Annotated in this window: 16 protein-coding genes and 1 pseudogene; 13 read left to right on the forward strand and 4 right to left on the reverse strand. The window is 69.4% G+C overall.

Annotated elements, in window-relative coordinates:
* Positions 1-43 precede the first annotated feature (43 nt).
* The 11 genes and pseudogenes from ACFO8M_RS00265 (at position 44) to ACFO8M_RS00315 (ending at position 12,501) form a co-directional block, all read left to right on the forward strand.
* A complete protein-coding gene (locus ACFO8M_RS00265) occupies positions 44-1,048 on the forward strand; it encodes a YeiH family protein (RefSeq protein WP_387968906.1) in 1,005 nt (334 codons plus the stop codon).
* Between the two features lie 194 nt (positions 1,049-1,242).
* The gene (locus ACFO8M_RS00270) at positions 1,243-2,046 is read left to right on the forward strand and encodes a GntR family transcriptional regulator (RefSeq protein WP_387968909.1); all 804 of its coding nucleotides are present in this window, start codon (positions 1,243-1,245) and stop codon (positions 2,044-2,046) included.
* A gap of 4 nt (positions 2,047-2,050) precedes the next feature.
* A pseudogene (locus ACFO8M_RS00275) lies at positions 2,051-4,734 on the forward strand (fumarate reductase/succinate dehydrogenase flavoprotein subunit).
* Between the two features lie 32 nt (positions 4,735-4,766).
* Positions 4,767-4,994, forward strand: a complete 228-nt coding sequence (locus ACFO8M_RS00280; protein WP_205324689.1) for a 4Fe-4S dicluster domain-containing protein — start codon at positions 4,767-4,769, stop codon at positions 4,992-4,994.
* Positions 4,995-5,006: 12 nt separating this feature from the next.
* On the forward strand, positions 5,007-6,416 hold the full coding sequence (locus ACFO8M_RS00285) for an ABC transporter substrate-binding protein (RefSeq protein WP_387968912.1): 1,410 nt from the start codon (positions 5,007-5,009) through the stop codon (positions 6,414-6,416).
* Positions 6,417-6,439: 23 nt separating this feature from the next.
* Entirely contained in the window at positions 6,440-7,303 is an 864-nt protein-coding gene (locus ACFO8M_RS00290; protein ID WP_387968915.1) for an ABC transporter permease, read from the forward strand.
* Positions 7,300-8,073, forward strand: a complete 774-nt coding sequence (locus ACFO8M_RS00295; protein ID WP_387968917.1) for an ABC transporter ATP-binding protein — start codon at positions 7,300-7,302, stop codon at positions 8,071-8,073. Before ACFO8M_RS00290 ends, ACFO8M_RS00295 begins: the two co-directional genes overlap by 4 nt.
* A gap of 30 nt (positions 8,074-8,103) precedes the next feature.
* Complete coding sequence (fdxA, locus tag ACFO8M_RS00300) at positions 8,104-8,442, forward strand: ferredoxin (protein WP_387968920.1); 339 nt, start codon at positions 8,104-8,106, stop codon at positions 8,440-8,442.
* Positions 8,439-10,286, forward strand: a complete 1,848-nt coding sequence (locus ACFO8M_RS00305; protein ID WP_387968923.1) for a 2-oxoacid:acceptor oxidoreductase subunit alpha — start codon at positions 8,439-8,441, stop codon at positions 10,284-10,286. Before fdxA ends, ACFO8M_RS00305 begins: the two co-directional genes overlap by 4 nt.
* Positions 10,283-11,383: a 2-oxoacid:ferredoxin oxidoreductase subunit beta gene (locus ACFO8M_RS00310; protein WP_387968926.1), complete on the forward strand. Its 1,101-nt coding sequence runs from the start codon at positions 10,283-10,285 to the stop codon at positions 11,381-11,383. The genes ACFO8M_RS00305 and ACFO8M_RS00310 overlap by 4 nt, the downstream gene beginning before the upstream one ends.
* Complete coding sequence (locus ACFO8M_RS00315; protein WP_387968929.1) at positions 11,380-12,501, forward strand: Mrp/NBP35 family ATP-binding protein; 1,122 nt, start codon at positions 11,380-11,382, stop codon at positions 12,499-12,501. The genes ACFO8M_RS00310 and ACFO8M_RS00315 overlap by 4 nt, the downstream gene beginning before the upstream one ends.
* A gap of 358 nt (positions 12,502-12,859) precedes the next feature.
* Here the strand turns inward: ACFO8M_RS00315 and ACFO8M_RS00320 are convergent, their stop codons facing one another.
* The 3 genes from ACFO8M_RS00320 to ACFO8M_RS00330 all read right to left on the reverse strand — a co-directional run bounded on the left by ACFO8M_RS00320 (position 12,860) and on the right by ACFO8M_RS00330 (position 14,637).
* Positions 12,860-13,363 (reverse strand): Na+/H+ antiporter NhaA, encoded by a 504-nt coding sequence (locus tag ACFO8M_RS00320; RefSeq protein ID WP_387969094.1) that lies wholly within the window; start codon positions 13,361-13,363, stop codon positions 12,860-12,862.
* Complete coding sequence (locus ACFO8M_RS00325; RefSeq protein WP_387968932.1) at positions 13,245-13,754, reverse strand: Na+/H+ antiporter NhaA; 510 nt, start codon at positions 13,752-13,754, stop codon at positions 13,245-13,247. Before ACFO8M_RS00325 ends, ACFO8M_RS00320 begins: the two co-directional genes overlap by 119 nt.
* A 214-nt stretch (positions 13,755-13,968) precedes the next feature.
* Positions 13,969-14,637 carry a metalloregulator ArsR/SmtB family transcription factor gene (locus ACFO8M_RS00330; RefSeq protein WP_387968935.1) on the reverse strand — a complete coding sequence of 223 codons (669 nt, stop codon included), beginning with the start codon at positions 14,635-14,637 and terminating at the stop codon, positions 13,969-13,971.
* Between the two features lie 86 nt (positions 14,638-14,723).
* Here ACFO8M_RS00330 and ACFO8M_RS00335 point away from each other — a divergent pair, with 86 nt between their 5' ends.
* Positions 14,724-16,073 carry an MBL fold metallo-hydrolase gene (locus ACFO8M_RS00335; protein WP_387968938.1) on the forward strand — a complete coding sequence of 450 codons (1,350 nt, stop codon included), beginning with the start codon at positions 14,724-14,726 and terminating at the stop codon, positions 16,071-16,073.
* Complete coding sequence (locus tag ACFO8M_RS00340; RefSeq protein ID WP_387968941.1) at positions 16,070-17,302, forward strand: MFS transporter; 1,233 nt, start codon at positions 16,070-16,072, stop codon at positions 17,300-17,302. Before ACFO8M_RS00335 ends, ACFO8M_RS00340 begins: the two co-directional genes overlap by 4 nt.
* On the opposite strand, the gene ACFO8M_RS00345 is transcribed toward ACFO8M_RS00340, so the two are convergent.
* Positions 17,303-17,887 (reverse strand): TetR/AcrR family transcriptional regulator, encoded by a 585-nt coding sequence (locus tag ACFO8M_RS00345; protein ID WP_387968944.1) that lies wholly within the window; start codon positions 17,885-17,887, stop codon positions 17,303-17,305.
* Positions 17,888-17,975 lie beyond the last annotated feature (88 nt).

Below are 17,975 nucleotides of genomic sequence, written 5' to 3' on the forward strand. Positions count from 1 at the left end.
TCGACGACTACCGCACGACCGCGGCCGCTCATAGCTTGAGCGCATGACAGCACCCGTGAGACACCTGCTTCCCCGCACTTCCGAACCCGGGATCGCCCTCTGCTGGTTGACGTTCGGCACCCTCTGTTCCTGGCTCGCGCACTTGCTCGTCCCGGCGATCGGGCTGCTGACCTGGGCTGTCCTGATCGGGCTGGTTGCCGGCAACACCCGCGCCGTGCGGCAGGGAACCCGCCTTCCGCTGGCCGCCTTCACCAAACGCCTCCTTCGAGTCGGCGTCGTACTCCTCGGGCTCGGCCTGTCAGTGGGCGCCGTCCTCTCGCTCGGGCTGCCGCTGCTCGGACTGGTGGCCGCGATCCTGGCGGTCACCCTGGCGGGGACGACGTGGCTCGGGCTGCGCCTGGGGCTCGGCGGTCCGAGGAGCCTGCTCCTGGGGACCGGGTTCGCGATCTGCGGGGCCTCCGCGATCGCTGCGATGGAGGAGCACGCCGACGCGAGCGAGGAGGACGTCGCCGTCGCCGTCGGGATGGTGACCCTCTTCGGGACGGCCGCCATGGTCGCCCTGCCGCTGCTGCGCCATCCGCTCGGATTGTCGGACGCCGCTTTCGGGATCTGGGTCGGTGCCAGCGTGCACGAGGTCGGACAGGTCGTCGGGGCCGCGAGCGGTGCGGGCGCGTTCGCGTTGGGGCTCGCTGTCGTCGTCAAGCTGACACGAGTGCTGCTGCTGGCTCCGGTGGTGCTCGCGGTGGCGACATGGCGGCGTCGGAGGGCCCGGCACACCGGGGGCACCGTGCCCCCGATGATGCCGATGTTCGTCGTGGGATTCCTGCTCTGCGTCGCCATGCGCTCGACGGGATGGCTCCCCGACGGTCTGCTTGCGGTCGCGGCAGTGCTGCAGCAGGTGGCGCTGGCCGCCGCGCTCTTCGGGATGGGTACCGCGGTCCGGCTCCGGGCCCTGGCCGCCCACAGCGGTCCGGCGCTGGCGGTGGCCGCCGCCTCGACGCTGCTCATCGCCGGGGTCTCCCTGGCGGGCGTCCTGGTGCTGGCATGACGCCGGTCTCGCCTTCCCGCTTGTCATCAGCCGCGGAATCACCCTGGCGGATCCCGTCGAATTCGCGGCGGAACTCGCTTGACGGCGCCATTGCCACTGTTCAAAGCAGGGATGCAGGTCAGGGAGGGTGGCGTAACCGTCGAGAAACTGCAGCAGGTGCCGGTGTGAAACCCGCCACCCGAAGTATCTGCCACATGAAAGCCACCAAGACGGGACCGACGGTAGCGGACGGACGACGCTCCGGGCCGGTCCGCCGCATCCGGGACGTGCTGCGCACCCGGATCCTCGAGGGCGTCTACGGCGCCCGACCGCTGCCGTCAGAGACCCACTTGGCAATGGAGTTCAACGCGAGCCGCAACGTGGTCCGCGAAGTGCTGGCACTGCTCCGCGACGAAGGCCTGGTCACCCGGATCCAGGGCTCCGGCACGTTCGTGGTCTCGGCGAAGTGCGACCACGGGCTCGACCGGCTCCGCGGACTGGCCGAGACCTTCGAGGCGCACCACCCGCGGGTCGCTAACCGAATCCTGCTGGCCGAGATGGTCCCTGCGGTGCCGCTGGTCGCCGAACGGCTGGGGATCGAGCCGGGGGCACCCGTGGTGGTCCTGGAACGGCTCCGGATGCTCGACGGCGAGCCGGTGTCGCTGGACGCCAGCTACCTGCCGGCCGATGTGGGCGAACCGCTGCTGGGCCAGGACCTGGAGCACCGCGACGTCTTCGCGCTCATCGAATCCGAACTCGGGCTGCCGCTGGGCGAGGCCCGGGTCGTCATCGAATCGGTCGCGGCCGACCCGGCCGTGGCCGGCGTACTCGAGGTCCCGGTCGGGTCCCCGCTGCTCTTCGTGGAGCGCCTCGCCTACACCTGCGACGGGCGACCGGTCGATCTCGAGTTCCTGCGCTTCCGCGGCGACCGGATCTCGCTGTCGACCATGCTCGTCCGCCGCCCCTTCCACAACCCATTCCTCCCAGAGCCCGGCGAACGCCCGGAAGAAAGCGAGTGACCCGATGGAGATTCCCCACGTGGCCGACCGGCGCCATCTCGAATGCGACGTGCTCGTCGTCGGCGGCGGCACCGCCGGCACGATGGCGGCGCTCACCGCGGCGCGCCACGGCGCATCCGTGCTGATCATGGAAAAAGCCCACGTCCGGCACTCCGGTGCGCTCGCGATGGGCATGGACGGGGTCAACAACGCCGTCGTGCCCGGCAAGGCCACCCCCGAGGACTACGTCGCCGACATCACCGTCGCCAACGACGGCATCATCAACCAGCGCACGGTGTATCAGACCGCGACCCGCGGCTTCGAGATGGTGCAGCGCCTGGAGTCCTACGGCGTGAAGTTCGAGAAGGACGAGCACGACGAGTACGCCGTCCGCAAGGTCCACCGCTCCGGCAGCTACGTGCTGCCGATGCCGGAGGGCAAAGAGGTCAAGAAGGTCCTCTACCGGGAACTGCGCTCCCGCAACGTTCGGGCGAACGTGATGATGACCAACCGGGTGATGCCGGTCCGGGTGCTCACCGAGGGCGGCAAGGCGGTCGGCGCGGTCGGCTTCGACACCCGCAGCGGCGAGTTCGTCACGGTCGCGGCCGGCGCGGTCATCCTGGCCGCCGGCGCCTGCGGCCGCCTCGGCCTCCCGGCCAGCGGCTATCTCTACGGCACCTACGAGAACCCGACCAACGCCGGCGACGGCTACGCGATGGCCTACCACGCCGGCGCCGAGCTCAGCGGCATCGAATGCTTCCAGATCAACCCGCTCATCAAGGACTACAACGGACCGGCCTGCGCCTACGTCGCGAACCCCTTCGGCGGCTACACCGTGAACGGCGAGGGCAACCGGTTCGTCGACTGCGACTACTGGTCCGGCCAGATGATGGCCGAGGTGAAGCGTGAGATCGACAGCTCCCGCGGTCCCATCTACCTCAAGCTGAGCCATCTCCCGGACGCCACGATCTCGGAGATCGAGGGGATTCTGCACACCACCGAGCGGCCCACCCGCGGCACGTTCCACGCCGGTCGCGGCACCGATTACCGCGAGCGCGACATCGAGATGCACATTTCGGAGATCGGGCTGTGCAGCGGCCACTCGTCCTCCGGGGTGTGGGTCGACGAGCACGCCCGGACCACCGTACCGGGCCTGTACGCCGCCGGAGACATGGCCTGCGTGCCGCACAACTACATGATCGGCGCCTTCGTCTACGGCGACATCGCCGGTGAGGACGCGGCGACCTATGCGAAGGGTGCGGCGCGCCCCGAGCTCCCCGAAGACCAGATCGCCGCCGCCCACGAGCTGATCTACCGGCCGGCATCCAATCCGGACGGACCCCCGCAGCCGCAGGTGGAGTACAAGCTCCGCCGGTTCGTCAACGACTACCTGCAGCCGCCCAAGACCGAGCGCCACCTGTCCCTGGGGCTGGAGGCGTTCGAGCGGATGCGTACCGACATCGACCAGATGGGCGCCCGGACCCCGCATGAGCTGATGCGCTGCGCCGAAGTCACCTTCATCCGCGACTGCGCCGAGATGGCCGCGCGCGCCTCGATGACCCGCACCGAGAGCCGCTGGGGCCTCTACCACTCCCGCGACGACTGGCCGCTCCAGGACGACGAGAACTGGTTCTGCCACTTGAACCTCAGCAAAGATTCGTCCACTGGGGAGATGCGGTTCGACCGGAGGCCGGTGGCGCCGTACATCGTGCCGGTCCCCGGCTTCGTCCGGCCCGACGGCGTCCCGGACGCGGCGGCGCCGCGCGCCGGCGAGCTCGCGGCGGCGTGGCGATGAGCGCGCAGAGCGGCCGGATCCTGGCCCTGCTGGAACTCGTCGACGAAGCCCCCGACGTGGAGGAGCTGTCCGCCTACCTCGCCGATCCGGACCCGGAGGTGCGACGCACCGCCCTCTCGGTACTGAGCGAGGCCGCCGGCGACTGGGCGGAGGCCTCGCCGGTGTTCGCCGCGGCGCTCCTGGACGGCGAGGCGGCCGTGCGCCTTCGCGCGGCCGACCTGCTGCGCGAGCTGCGCGAGGTCATCGAGCCGAGCCCCGCGTTCGAGTCCGGGCTGCGGGCGGCCCTCGACCACCCCGAGGCCGCGATCCGGGTCGCGGCGGTCGGTGCACTGTGGCGGCACCGCCTCACCGGCGAGGCGGAACTCGGTGCGGTCCTGCGCGACGCCGACGAGCGGGTCCGCCGGGAGGTGGTGCTCGGGATGGTGTCGCTGGACGATCTCGACGGCCTCGCCGTGGCCTCCGGCGACGCGTCGCCCGGGGTGCGGATCGCCGCCGCCCGCGGCGTGGGCGCCGTCGGCGACCCGCGGGGGATCGCCACCCTCACCCGGATGCACGACGACGAGGATCCGCTGGTCCGGGCCGCCGCACTGGGCGCACTCGCGCAGACCGGCTGCACCGACGACGCGGCCGGCCTCGCGGTCAGAGCCCTCGACGATCCCTCCTGGGAGGTCCGACAGGCCGCAGCCACTGCACTGGCCGAGTCGAACGTATCGGCCACTGTGGACCCCCTCATCACGGCCTCGACCGATCCGAACCTCGATGTCAGGAAGGCCGCCGTCAAGGCGCTCATGCCTCGGCTGGCCGGCCGCCTGCACGTGCGCGAAGCCCTGCTCCGCGCCCAAGGAGATGTGGACGCCGATGTCCGCGCCTTCGCCCGCATAGCCCTGGAAGCTCACCCCGACCCCCGTGGCTGAATCTTCGGCCGCACCCCACGAGAGGACCCATCATGGCTCAAGCGAACTTCCGCGCCGACGTCCCGGTCACCGTCGACGAGGCCAAATGCATCGACGGCTGCACCCTCTGCGTCGACATGTGTCCCTTGGACTCCCTGGCGATCCACCCGGAGACCAAGAAGGCCTACATGCACGTCGACGAGTGCTGGTACTGCGGTCCCTGCGCCGCCCGCTGCCCCGTCGACGCCGTCACCGTCAACATCCCGTACCTGCTCCGCTGAAGGAGGCCGACCATGCACATCACTCGGAAGATCGCAGTGGGCCTCGCCTTCGGGGCCCTCTTGAGCACCACTGCCTGCGCCGCCGCCGGAGCCGATGACGGCGTCGTCCCGGTGGCCGTCGGCTACCAGTCCAAGACCATCAATACGGTCACCGCGGGCACCCTGATGAAGGAACTCGGGCTCCTCGAGAAGTACCTCGACACCGCCGCCGAGGAGACCGGCGAGACGTACGACCTGACGTGGCACGACTTCGCCTCGGGGCCGCCGCTGACCGCCGAGATGATCGCCGGAAAAGTCCACATCGGATCAATGGGAGACTTCCCGCTCTCGGTCAATGGCGCCAAGACCGCCGAGTTCGACGACGTCAAGACGAGCTGGGTGAGCGTCACCGGCTACAACCTCACCGGCTCGCTCAACCAGATCGTGGTCCCGAACTCCTCCGACGCGACGACGCTCGCCGACTTGGAGGGCGAGGTCATCTCGACCAGCCTCGGCTCGACCGCGCATGGCAACCTGGTGAGCGCACTCGATGCGGCCGGCCTGTCGCCCGAAGACGTCGAGCTGCTCGGCCAGGACCCGCCGGTCGGCGTCACCGCCCTGGAGTCGGACCAGGTGGACGCACTCGCCCAATTCGTCCCGTTCCCGCAGCGCGTCGTCTTCTCCGGTGGAGGCCGACTGCTGCACGACGGCAACACGGGCGTTCCCACCTTCCACGGCGTGGTCGCGTCGGACGCGTACACCGAGGAGCATCCCGAAGTGCTCCAGGCGTTCCTGGCCGCGCAGAGAGAGGCCATGGAGTTCCTCCACCAGCATCCGCTGGAGGCCGCGATGATGGTCGCCGAGGCCACCGGGCTCCCACCGGAGGTCGTCTACCTCTACAACGGCCCGAACGGCGCGGTCACCTTCGACATGACCGTCAAGGAAGAACTCGTCGGCGCGGTCGAGACCGGCCTGCCGTTCCTGCAGGAGCTCGGCGCCCTCGAGCAGCTCGACCTCGACGACTTCGTCAATGAGGAGCCGCTGCGGGAGCTCTACGGCGCAGCCTACGACGAGACCAAGGCCTCGCTGACCAACCCTTCGGCGATCACCGGCCACGACGAAGTCTGCGGCATCGACGTCGCCGACCCCGCCACCGCATCCGAGGCCTGGCCTGCAGGCGAGGAGACCACACAGGTCGCCGCCACTCCGACCTGCCTGCTCCGGCTGGTCGCCCAGGGCGGCGAGTACCGGGCGCTCTACGTCCCGGACGCTTCGTCGGGGACCCGGATCTTCGGCGAGCACGCGACCTGGGTGAGCGATCCGAGCGCGGGCGAGAACGCGACCCTGCTGCCGTTCGGCACCGTCGCCGACGCCGACGCGTACGCCACCGAGCACGCCGGCTCGCAGGTCATCGACTATCAGACCGCCCTCGACAGCGTCTGACCGAGCGGAAGGAACCAAACCCCATGACGACCACAAAGGAACGGCCGACAGCCGACCTCCTCCCAGCTCCCGAGGCGACCGAGGCCCCGACGACGGCCTCGCCGCGCCGCTCGCCACGCAGAGCCGCCCGCCGGCTCCTGCCGGCGGTTCCGATTCTCGCCGCCCTCGCGGCCTGGCAGCTGCTCACCCAGTACGACGTCGTCGCGTGGCTCCGGTTCGACAAGATGCCCGGCCCCGCGGAAGTCGGCACCTCGATCCGGCTGCAACTGGAGGCGCCGGTCTTCTACCAGCACGTCCTCTCCAGCCTGAGACGGATCCTCACCGGCTTCGCGATCGCCGGCGTGACCGGGGTCCTGACCGGGATCGCCATCGGACGGTCGAAGACGACCGCCGCACTGGTCCGGCCCCTGATCGAAGTGGCACGGCCGGTCCCGGCCATCGCCCTGGTCCCGATCGCCATCCTGCTCTTCCCGACAGGCGAGCAGGGGATCGTGTTCATCACCGCCTTCGCGGCCTTCTTCCCGATCACAGTGGCGACCATCCACGCGATGAAGACACTCCCTCCCGTATGGACCGATGCGGCCCGGACGCTGGGAGCGAACCGATGGCAGGTGCTCGTGCACGTGGTCTTCCCCGGCGCGATGCCGTCCATCTTCTCCGGACTGTCGGTGAGCATGGGCGTCGCCTGGATCTGCGTCATCAGCGCCGAGATGATCTCCGGCCAGTTCGGCGTCGGGTACTGGACCTGGATGTCCTACTCGCTCCTCGACTACGCGGGCGTGGTCACCGGAATGCTCACCATCGGCCTGCTCGGCTTCACGACCTCGTGGGCGATCGAGCGGATTGGACGCCGGGTCAACCGGTGGCTGCCCGGGGAGGGCTGGTGAACACCACGATCGCGACCGGAGCCCGCGTCGAACTCCGCGACGTCCGCATCGACTACGACGACGGCCCCGCCGCCGAGATCGACCTCGTCGTCGAACCCGGCGAGGTGGTCATCCTGCTGGGGCCCTCAGGCTGCGGCAAGTCGACGATCCTCCGCGCCCTCGCCGGTCTCCAACCGATCGCCGCCGGGGCGGCACGCGTGGACGGCGATCCGCACGACCACCCGGACACCAAGTGCGCCATGGTCTTCCAAGAGGACGCCCTGCTGCCGTGGCGCACCGCGCGGCGCAACGTCGAGTTCGCGCTCGCGATGCGCGGCGTGCTCCGCAAGCGACGACGCGCCATCGCCACCGGACTACTCGACCAAGTGGGCCTCACCGGATTCGCCGAGCACCTGCCGCGGCGGCTCTCGGGCGGCATGCGCCAGCGCGTGCAGTTGGCCCGGACCCTGGCCGCCGAGCCGCGGGTGCTGCTCATGGACGAGCCGTTCGGGGCGCTCGACGCCCAGACTCGGTTGGAGATGCAGCAACTCCTCGTCTCGGTCTGGCTGCGGCACCGCACCACGATCCTCTTCGTGACCCACGACGTCGACGAGGCGCTCCTGCTGGGAGATCGGGTGGTCGTCCTGACCTCCCGCCCGGCCCGGGCGGCTCGCATCGTCGAAGTGGCCCGCCCCAGGCGGCCGGGCGCCCAGCTCGAGCCGGAGTTCGCCGGTCAGCGCCAGGAGATCCTCGCGCTGCTCGGGCACTCCCCCGACCTCCCCCAGTCCTGACCCCAGAAGCTCCCAGGAAGGTTCCCTCTCATGACCTTTGTCATCGGTTCCGCGTGCGTCGACGTGACGGACCGGGCCTGCGTCGAAGAATGCCCGGTCGACTGCATCTACATCGGAGCGCGGAGCGCCTACGTCAACCCCGACGAGTGCATCGACTGCAGCGCCTGCGAGCCGGTCTGTCCGGTGGAGGCGATCCTGCCCGCCGACGACGTCCCTGACGAGGAGGCCGAGTTCATTGCCGACAATGCGCGGTTCTTCCACGAGCTGCTGCCGGGCCGGAACGAGCCGCTGGGCAGCGTCGGCGGGGCGAAGCGGATTGGCGAGATCGGCGTGGACACGCCCTTCATCACTGGATACGAGGCGTCATGACCGCCATTGGGATCGACAAGGTGGTCGTCCGGTTCGCCGGGGACTCGGGCGACGGGATGCAGCTCCTCGGCGACCGGTTCACTCTGCAGACCGCCGCGTTCGGCAACGGCCTGGCCACGATGCCCGACTATCCGGCCGAGATCAGGGCACCGCAAGGCACGGTCCATGGTGTCTCGTCGTTCCAGGTGCACTTCGCCGACAGCGACGTCCACACGCCCGGCGACGCCCCGGACGTCCTGGTCGCGTTCAACCCGGCCGCGCTCAAAGCCAATGTCGGCGACCTGCGGGCCGGAGGCGTGGTGATCTGCGACCCCGACGAGTTCACCAAGCGCAACCTGGCCAAGGCCCACTACCAGTCCGATCCGCTCGAGGACGGGTCGCTCGGCCACCTCACCGTGCACCGGGTCGCCATGGGCACCATCACGCTCGGAGCCGTCGCACCGCTCGGGGTGGGGCGCAAGGACGCACTGCGGTCGCGCAACATGTTCGCCCTCGGACTGCTCTCGTGGATGTACGGCCGCCCGACCGCCGGTGTCGAGCAGGCGCTGCGGGCGAAGTTCGCCAAGAAGCCGACGGTCGCGGAGGCGAACGTGCTCGCCTTCCGCGCCGGCTGGAACTACGGCGAGACCACCGAGCTGTTCGCCACGACCTACCGGGTCCCGCCGGCGGCGCTACCCGCCGGCGAGTACCGCCAGGTGAGCGGCAACGCCGCCCTGGCACTCGGCATCCTCGCCGCGGGCTGGGTCGCCAAGATGAAGGTCGTGCTCGGCACCTACCCGATCACGCCTGCCTCCGACATCCTCCACGAGCTCGCCCGCCACAAGAACTTCGACCTGCTCACCATCCAGGCCGAGGACGAGATCGCAGCGATCGGCGCGGCCCTGGGAGCGTCGTTCGGCGGCGCGTTGGGCGTCACCACCACCTCCGGTCCGGGGATCGCACTGAAATCCGAGACCATCGCCCTCGCGGTCATGACCGAACTGCCGCTCCTGGTCGTCGACGTCCAGCGCGGCGGCCCCTCCACCGGGCTGCCGACCAAGACCGAGCAGGCCGACCTGCTGCAGGCGCGGTTCGGACGACACGGCGAGTCACCAGTACCGATCGTGGCTCCTCGGTCCCCTTCGGACTGCTTCGACGCCACCGTCGAAGCGGCCAGGATCGCGGTCACCTACCGCACCCCGGTGCTGCTGCTCTCCGACGGCGCACTGGCCAACGGCTCCGAGCCGTGGCTGCTGCCGAACGTCGCCGCCCTGGCGCCGATTGATCCCGGGTTCGCGACCGAGCCCAACGCCACCGACGACAGCGGCGACTACTGGCCCTACCTGCGCGACCGCGAGACGCTTGCGCGCTCCTGGGCGATCCCCGGGACTGTCGGCCTGCAGCACCGGATCGGCGGCCTGGAGAAGGCCGACCGGACAGGCGCGATCTCCTACGATCCGCAGAACCACGAGGTGATGGTCCGTACTCGGCAGGCGAAGATCGACGGCATCGCCGTACCCGATCTCGAGGTCGACGACCCGGACTTGAGCCGGCTGCTGGTGCTCGGCTGGGGATCGACATACGGCCCGATCCGCGCTGCGGTGCGCCGCCTGCGATCCCAAGGCCACGCCGTGGCGCAGGCGCACCTGCGCCACCTGTGCCCGTTCCCGGCCAACCTCGACGCCGTCCTGTCCTCATACGACCGGGTGGTCGTCCCCGAAATGAACCTCGGCCAATTGGCGCTGCTGCTCCGGGCCCGCGGGATGACGGAGATCGTCAGCCACACCAAGGTGACCGGGCAGCCGTTCAAGGCCGACGAGCTCCAGACCGTCCTGATCGACCTGATGGAAGGGGCCCCGGCATGACCACCGTCGACATCGAAGTCCAATCCGGCAGACGTTCCGGGACCGCACTGGTCCCGCGCGACCCGGAGCCGCAGAAGGCCGCGGACTACCGGTCCGACCAGGAGGTGCGCTGGTGCCCCGGCTGCGGCGACTACGTCATCCTCAGCACCGTTCAGGCGATGCTCCCCGAGTTGGGGCTGCGCAAGGAGAACATCGTCTTCGTCTCCGGGATCGGCTGCTCGTCGCGGTTCCCGTACTACCTCGACACCTATGGGATGCATTCGATCCACGGCCGGGCGCCCGCGATCGCCACCGGTCTGGCGGTGGCGCGGCCGGATCTCTCCGTCTGGGTGATCACCGGCGACGGCGACGCGCTGTCGATCGGCGGCAACCACCTCATCCACGCGTTGCGCCGGAACGTGAACCTGAAGATCCTGCTGTTCAATAACCGCGTCTACGGGCTCACCAAGGGGCAGTACTCGCCGACGAGCGACAAGGGGATGGTGACGAAGTCGAGCCCGGCCGGATCACCGGACGCGCCGTTCAACCCCGTCTCGCTGGCGCTCGGCGCGGAGGCGAGTTTCGTTGCGCGGGCGATGGATTCGGACCGCGAAGGGCTCACCGACGTCCTTCGCCAGGCCGCCGAGCACCGGGGAACGGCGCTGGTGGAGATCTACCAGAACTGCCCGATCTTCAACGCCGGCGCCTTCGACGCCCTGAAGGACCCGGAACAGGCGCCGCACCGGCTGATCCGGCTGCGCGCCGGAAAGCAGATCGAGTTCGGGCCCGTGGGCGAGGACGGCAGAGGCGCGCAGGTGGTGGTCCGCGACCACCGCGGCAGGCTTGCCGTGGTGCCGCGCAGCGAGGCCGACCCGAAGACGATCCTGGTGCACGACCCGGGCGACGACGACCCGTCCTTGGCGTTCGCGCTCTCCCGACTCTCGACTCAGGACCTGTCGACCACCGTCACCGGCGTCTTCCGGAGCGTGTCCCGGCCCGCGTACGACGACGACGTCCGCGACCAGGCGGCCCTGGCCCGTGAAGCGCGGCCCCCGTCGATCGCCGATGTGATCGCCGGGCCCGAGACTTGGAACGTCCCCGAGAGGAGCGAGTCATGAGCAGTCTTCGAGAGCGGATCAACGCGGCGCTGGAAACGGTCCACGACCCCGAGATCGGACGACCGATCACCGAACTGGGAATGGTCCGCGACGTCGCACTCGACGGCGGGGCAGTCACGGTCACGGTGGCGCTCACCGTGTCAGGCTGTCCGCTGCGGGAGAAGATCACGGGTGACGTGACCGCCGCCGTGGAGCAGGTGGAAGGCGTGTCGTCGGTCGCGGTCGAACTGGACGTGATGACCGACGAGCAGCGGACCGACTTGCGGAAGCGACTCAAGGGCGGAGGCGAAGAGCGAGCCGTCCCGTTCGCCGCCCGCGGCTCGCTGACCCGGGTCTACTGCATCGCGTCGGCGAAGGGCGGGGTCGGGAAGTCGAGCGTGACCGCGAACCTCGCCGCCGCCCTGGCACTGCGCGGGCTCGCCGTCGGGGTGCTGGACGCGGACATCTACGGGCACTCGATTCCGCGGGCGCTCGGCGTGCGGACCATGCCGATGCAGGTGGAGCAGATGATCATGCCGCCGATCGGACACGGCGTGAAGGTGATCTCGATGGGGATGTTCACGGAGGAGAACGCCGCCGTGCTCTGGCGGGGGCCGATGCTGCACCGGGCCCTGGAGCAGTTCCTGGTCGACGTCTACTGGGGCGACCTCGACGTGCTGCTGATCGACATGCCACCGGGGACCGGGGACGTCCAGATCACGCTCGCGCAGTTGCTCCCCGCCGCCGAAACCCTGGTGGTGACCACCCCGCACCTCGCCGCCGCCGAGGTCGCCGAACGCGCCGGAACCGTTGCGCTGCAGACCAAGCAGCGGATCGTCGGGGTCATCGAGAACATGGCCTGGGCCGAGCTGCCCACAGGCGACGTCTGGGAGCCCTTCGGCTCAGGCGGCGGCACTCAGGTGGCCGAGACCCTCACCGCGACACTCGGTTACGAAGTCCCGCTTCTAGGCCGCATCCCGATCGATCCGGGCATCGGTGCCGGAGGCGACGAGGGTGTGCCGCTGGTATTGAACCGAGGCAGCAGTTCGGCCGCTTCGGTGCTCCTGTCAGTGGGCGCCTGGATCGCGGACCGACCACGAGGACTGGCAGGCCGAAGGCTCGCACTGGATATGGCCTGAGAAGCTGCCTTTGAGCCTGAGTGCCAAGGAAAGTGGGCAGACCTCGAGACCGGGAAGTTCATCACTCCCTTGAACGAGCGGGCTTCCTCGCAAATGTCATCCGAGAGCGCCGCTGCCTCTACACAAACTCACGAAGACACCGGGAACATATTCTCATGTTCCCGGTGTCCTATTGTCGGCCTCAGAGCTCCTAACACGTTGAGGCACAGCAATACTGATGACGAAGGTTGGACTCGTGTTTGCGAGCCGGTGCGGCGGGGCTTCCTGCTGGTCCAACACCATTGCTCCGTCCCTCACGCCCTGGTGCGGGCGAATCTCGCCGAGGTTGCGCGTTTTCGGGGTGCTGCCGCTCCCCCGGTCAGGCGATCGAGGCTGCTCGGGAGTCCTCGTCCGCGTCGTCGTGCGCGGGCCGGCGTTTGGGGGCGGTGAAGGCGACGAGGCCGGCGCCCAGGAGCACGGCGATGAGGGACCCGACGAGCACGCCGATCTTCGCCTCAGCAGTCAGCATCTCGGTGTCCTCGCCGCGGAAGGCGAGTTCGGTGATGAACAGCGCCACCGTGAACCCGATCCCTGCGACCGCCGCGATGGCGACCAGCAGCGGCCAGTTCGTGCCGGTCGGCAGGCGGCCAGCACCGAGCTTGACCGCGATCCACGTCGCGAGGGTGATGCCGAGCGTCTTGCCCAGTGCGAGCCCCAGGACGATGCCGAGCGTGACCGCCGAGGTCGCGGCAGTGGCGAGCAGGTCACCGGAGAGGGCGACACCGGCGTTCGCAAGGGCGAACAACGACGGCATCAGGCACATGATGACGCCCGCGATGGTGGCGTGGACACCGGATTCGAGCATGGCCAGCCATAAGGCGATGCCGACGATGAGGTAGACGGGCGCGGACCAGACGTTGAGCAGGCGCAGCCCGATCGCGACCGGCGGCGGTGAGCCAGCCCAGGGACACCTCCTCGGTGTAGAACACGGCGATGACCGCGATCGCGCCCAGATCGTCGACGATCGCAAGCGTCAGCAGGAACACCCGTGCCGCCGACGGGATCCGGGAGCCGAACAGCGCCAGCCAGGAAATACGCAGTGCGCCGTTAGTTCTACTGGCGATGGGCGCTCTGGACCCGAGTCGTCTATCGCCAGTCACGACTGGCGAGGCGTCGTAGAAGTAATCGACGGTGCCGACCAGGTGGTCGAGGAGGGACTGGCTCTGGTCGACCTGGAGTCTGACCTGCGGGGAAAACAGTGCGAACAGTCGCATGACCTGAAGCTGCTGCGAGTGCTGCTGAAATGTTGGCAGGCCCCGAGCCGATCCGTATGGTGAAGATGGAGCGGGTGCTGGATTGCTAGGGGGCATAGCCCATCTTAGGTAATCTGAGCCGTTCGCGCTGGTCCAGCGGCCGTGGTTGAACGAGCCGAGCCGTATGGGGTGCCGCGGGTTGAGGGCCGGGTATGAGCAGGCGGACGGGATCCATTCAGCCTGCGCTGCCAACCGCGGCAGTTGCGGTCGGCAGGCCTGCGGAGCGCCATTCGGGGAGGCCGTCTTCGAGGCGGCGGGCGTTGCGCCCGGACCCGGCGAGCAGTTCGACGGCGTCGTGGGCGAAGACGCAGTAGGGCCCGCGGCAGTAGGCCACGATCGTTGCGTCGCCTGGGATCTCGCCGAGTCGGTCGGGAAGCTGGTCGATTGGGATGTTGATGGCTCCGGGTAGGTGTCCGGCCGCATATTCCTCGACGGGGCGCACATCCAAGATCGTGTACTCGCCGCGTTCGATCCCAGCGAGAAGTTCGTCGCGGCTGACCTGATCGGGGGTGTCGCCGAGGTAGTCGGCGGCGGCGCGTTCGACGTCGGCGAGATGTGCGGCGGCGGTGTCGCGCGTGAGTCGGTAGAGAGCGGCGACATCGTTACCGGCCAGGGAGTAGTGGATCTTCTGCCCCTCGCGGCGGGTGGTGACGAGCCCTGCCTGTTTGAGCGTCTGGAGGTGGGCCGAGACGGTGGTCAGGCCCATCCCGGAGGCGGCGGCGAGGTGCTCCACGGAGCGTTCGGCTTGGGTCAGCAGGTCGATGAGTTCGAGGCGCTTGCCGTTGCCGAGGGCCTTGCCGACACGCGCGAGCTGGTCGAACAGTGCCGCTTTCTTCTCCGCCACGGTGGTAGCCTCTCATTATATTCCATAATTCCTTGGAATACTGTATCACTTTGGCCTAGGGGTGCGCCCCGTGAAGGAGAACCGCGATGAGCGAGCTCGGATTGACGACACTTGTCGACGAGGGACTGGGCAATGCCGCCTATCTCCTGGATCTCGGTGACGGCGGGGCGCTTGTGCTCGACCCCTCCCGCGACCTGCGGCAGATCCGTGCGGCCGCGGAGCGGCAGGGTCTGCGGCCGCGATTCGTGGCGGAGACCCATCTGCACGCTGATTTCGTCTCGGGGGCGCTGCAACTGCGTTCGCACGGGCCGGTGGAGGTCCTCGCATCAACCGCCGGAGGACGCAAGTTCACTCACCGAGGCCTAGCCGACGGCGACGAAGTCGACCTGGGCGGTCTGACCCTGCGGGCACTCGGTACGCCGGGGCACACCGACGAGCACCTGTCCTACCTGCTGCTCGACGGCGCGAAACCGTTGGGCGTCTTCACCGGCGGGTCGCTCATCGTCGGCGCGGCGGCGCGCACTGACCTGGTCGACGTCAGCCGCACCGAAGAGCTGGCGCGAGCGCAGTACCGGTCGATCCAGCGCCTTATCGACCTGCCCGACGAAGTGGCGGTGTGGCCCACGCACGGCGCGGGTTCGTTCTGCTCGGCCCCACCCGGTTCGGAGCGGACCTCGACCATCGGCGCGGAGAAGGCCGGGAACTGGCTGCTGGCCGCCGACAGCGAGGACGAGTTCGTCTCCCGCCTGCTCGCAGGGTTGGGCACCTATCCGACGTACTTCGACCGGCTCAGCGAGGTCAACCGGTCCGGCCCAGCCGTGGTCGCCGAGCCGCCCGCCCTGCCGCCCTTGGGGATCGAACAAGCGCAACACCTCATTGACGCGGGCGCGGTGGTCGTCGACGTCCGGCCGGTCGCCGCCTTCGGCGCGGCGCATATCCCCGGGGCGGTTTCGATCCCGCTGCGGGACCAGTTCGCGACCTGGCTCGGCTGGGTCATCGAGGCCGACACACCGGTGGTCATCGTCCGCGGCGAGGACCAGGATCCTGCCGAGATCGCCTGGCAGGCAGCGAAGATCGGCTACGGCCTCGTCGGAGAACTCGACGGCGGCATGCACTCCTGGGACGGCCCCACCGCCGCCATCCCGGTGCTCGACGCAACCGAAGCCGCGAAACTGGAGTCTGCCACTGTGCTCGACGTCCGCCAGGAATCCGAGTACGAGGCCGGGCACCTGCCCGTCGCGGTCGGCATCGAACTCGGTGCGCTGGCCGCCGCGGACCTGCCGTCGGGGCCGCTGCTGTCGATGTGCGGGCACGGCGAGCGGGCCATGACCGCCGCCAGCCTCGCCGCCCGCCGCGGCGCCCAGGTCGCGGTCCTGGCCGGCAGTCCGCGCCAGCTCGCCCGCGCCACGGGAGTCGAGCTGTCGGAAGGCCGATGAGCGCCGAGTCGAACCCGGTACGGCTCGGCCTGGTCGCGAACCTGGGGCAGTTCAGCCTGCTCGTGGTCGTCAACGCGTTGGTCGGTGGTCTGCTGGGGCAGGAACGGATCCTCACCGCGTTCGGCGAGGACGTCTTCGGCATCACGTCCTACACGACCGCGCTGGTCTTCATCGCGGTGTTCGGCGCGGCCAAGGCCGCCACGAACTTCTTCGCCGGGAGCCTGTGCGACCGGTACGGGCGGAAGCCGGTCCTCATCGCCGGGTGGCTGGTGGCGATCCCGGTGCCGCTCATGCTCATGTTCGCACCCGACTGGTCCTGGGTGATCGCCGCCAACGTCCTCCTCGGCATCAACCAGGGACTCACCTGGTCGACCACGGTGATCATGAAGATCGACCTGGCCGGGCCGAACCGGCGCGGCCTGGCCATGGGCCTCAACGAGGCCGCCGGATACGTCGCGGTCGCCGCGACCTCCATGGCGACCGGGTGGCTGGCGGCCGAGTACGGCTGGCAGCCCGGCGCGTTCAGCCTCGGCGCGGCCTACGTCGCCATCGCGCTGGGCCTGTCGGTGTTCGCCGTCCGTGAGACCGCCGGCCACGTCGACCTGGAGGCCGAGTCGCATATCGGCGGCGAGCACGGCCTGTCGACCCGCCAGGTGCTCGCCCGCACCAGCCTCACCGACCCGACCCTCTCGGCCGTAAGCCAGGCCGGGCTGGTCAACAACCTCAACGACGGACTCGCCTGGGGCCTGCTGCCGATCCTGTTCGCCGCCGACGGCCTCAGCGTGGCCGACATCGGACTCATCGCCGCGATCTACCCCGCAGTCTGGGGCTTCGGGCAACTCGCCACCGGACTCGTCTCCGACCGGTTGGGCCGCAAGCAGTTCATCGTCTGGGGCATGCTCGTCCAAGCCGTCGGCCTGGCGGCCTTCGCCGCCGCAGACGGCTTCACCGCCTGGGTGAGCGCCGCAGTGATCCTCGGGGTCGGGACCGCGATGGTCTACCCGATTCTCCTCGCCGCCATCGGCGACACCGTCCACCCCACCTGGAGAGCCCGAGCCGTCGGCGTCTACCGGCTCTGGAGGGACGCCGGATTCGCCATCGGCGCCTTGGCGGCCGGCCTGCTCGCCGACAACTACGGCATCCCCACCGCCATCACTGTCGTCGCCGCACTCACCGCCGCCTCCGGCATCGTGGTCGCGCTGCGGATGAAGGAGACCTTGCGCCGCTGATCAGGTGCTGCGGGCGGCGTCAATGACGCCCTCGACAGTGCGGCGGATACGCACCGCGACGAGGCCGGGATCGGGTTGCCCGGCGTCCAGCCAGGCCATGACCGCCCCGATCGCGGTAGTCGCGGCCATCTGCGAAGCCCACTTGGCCCAGGCCGGATCCTCGACCACCTCGACCAGGTAGTGGTGCGCTGCCTTCGTCATGTCGTCGCGGAAGCGGAGCATCTCGGCGGCGAACTCCGGTTCACGCGCGGCCCGGTCGAACAGCAGCCGGAACCCGTCCGGATCCTGTGCGGCAGCTCTGACCAGGCCGTCGATGCTGTCCTGCGTGTACTCGCCTTTCCCGGTCTCGGCATAGAGCCGCTCGCACACCCGGTCGAGCACCCGCTGGTACAGCTCGGCCTTGGAATCGAAGTGGCGGTACAGGATCGCGCGGCTGATACCCGCCGCTGCGGCGATGTCGTCAAGGCCCGTGGCGGTGTACCCGGCGCGGGAGAACGCGCTCGTGGCCGCGTCCAGGATCTGCTCGCGCCGCTCGGCGCGCTTGAGCCGCCTGACCGGTGCCGCCGCCTCAGCCTCGCCCGCCATCACGCCTCCCGTGGTTTAGTGCCCTTGAGTCTAATACTCTCGTATGTATACTCTGAGATGTACTTAATAAAGTTTACCTACGAGAGGT

Origin of the sequence: Glycomyces rhizosphaerae, assembly GCF_042647865.1 — a bacterium.
Lineage (GTDB): Bacteria > Actinomycetota > Actinomycetes > Mycobacteriales > Micromonosporaceae > Glycomyces > Glycomyces rhizosphaerae.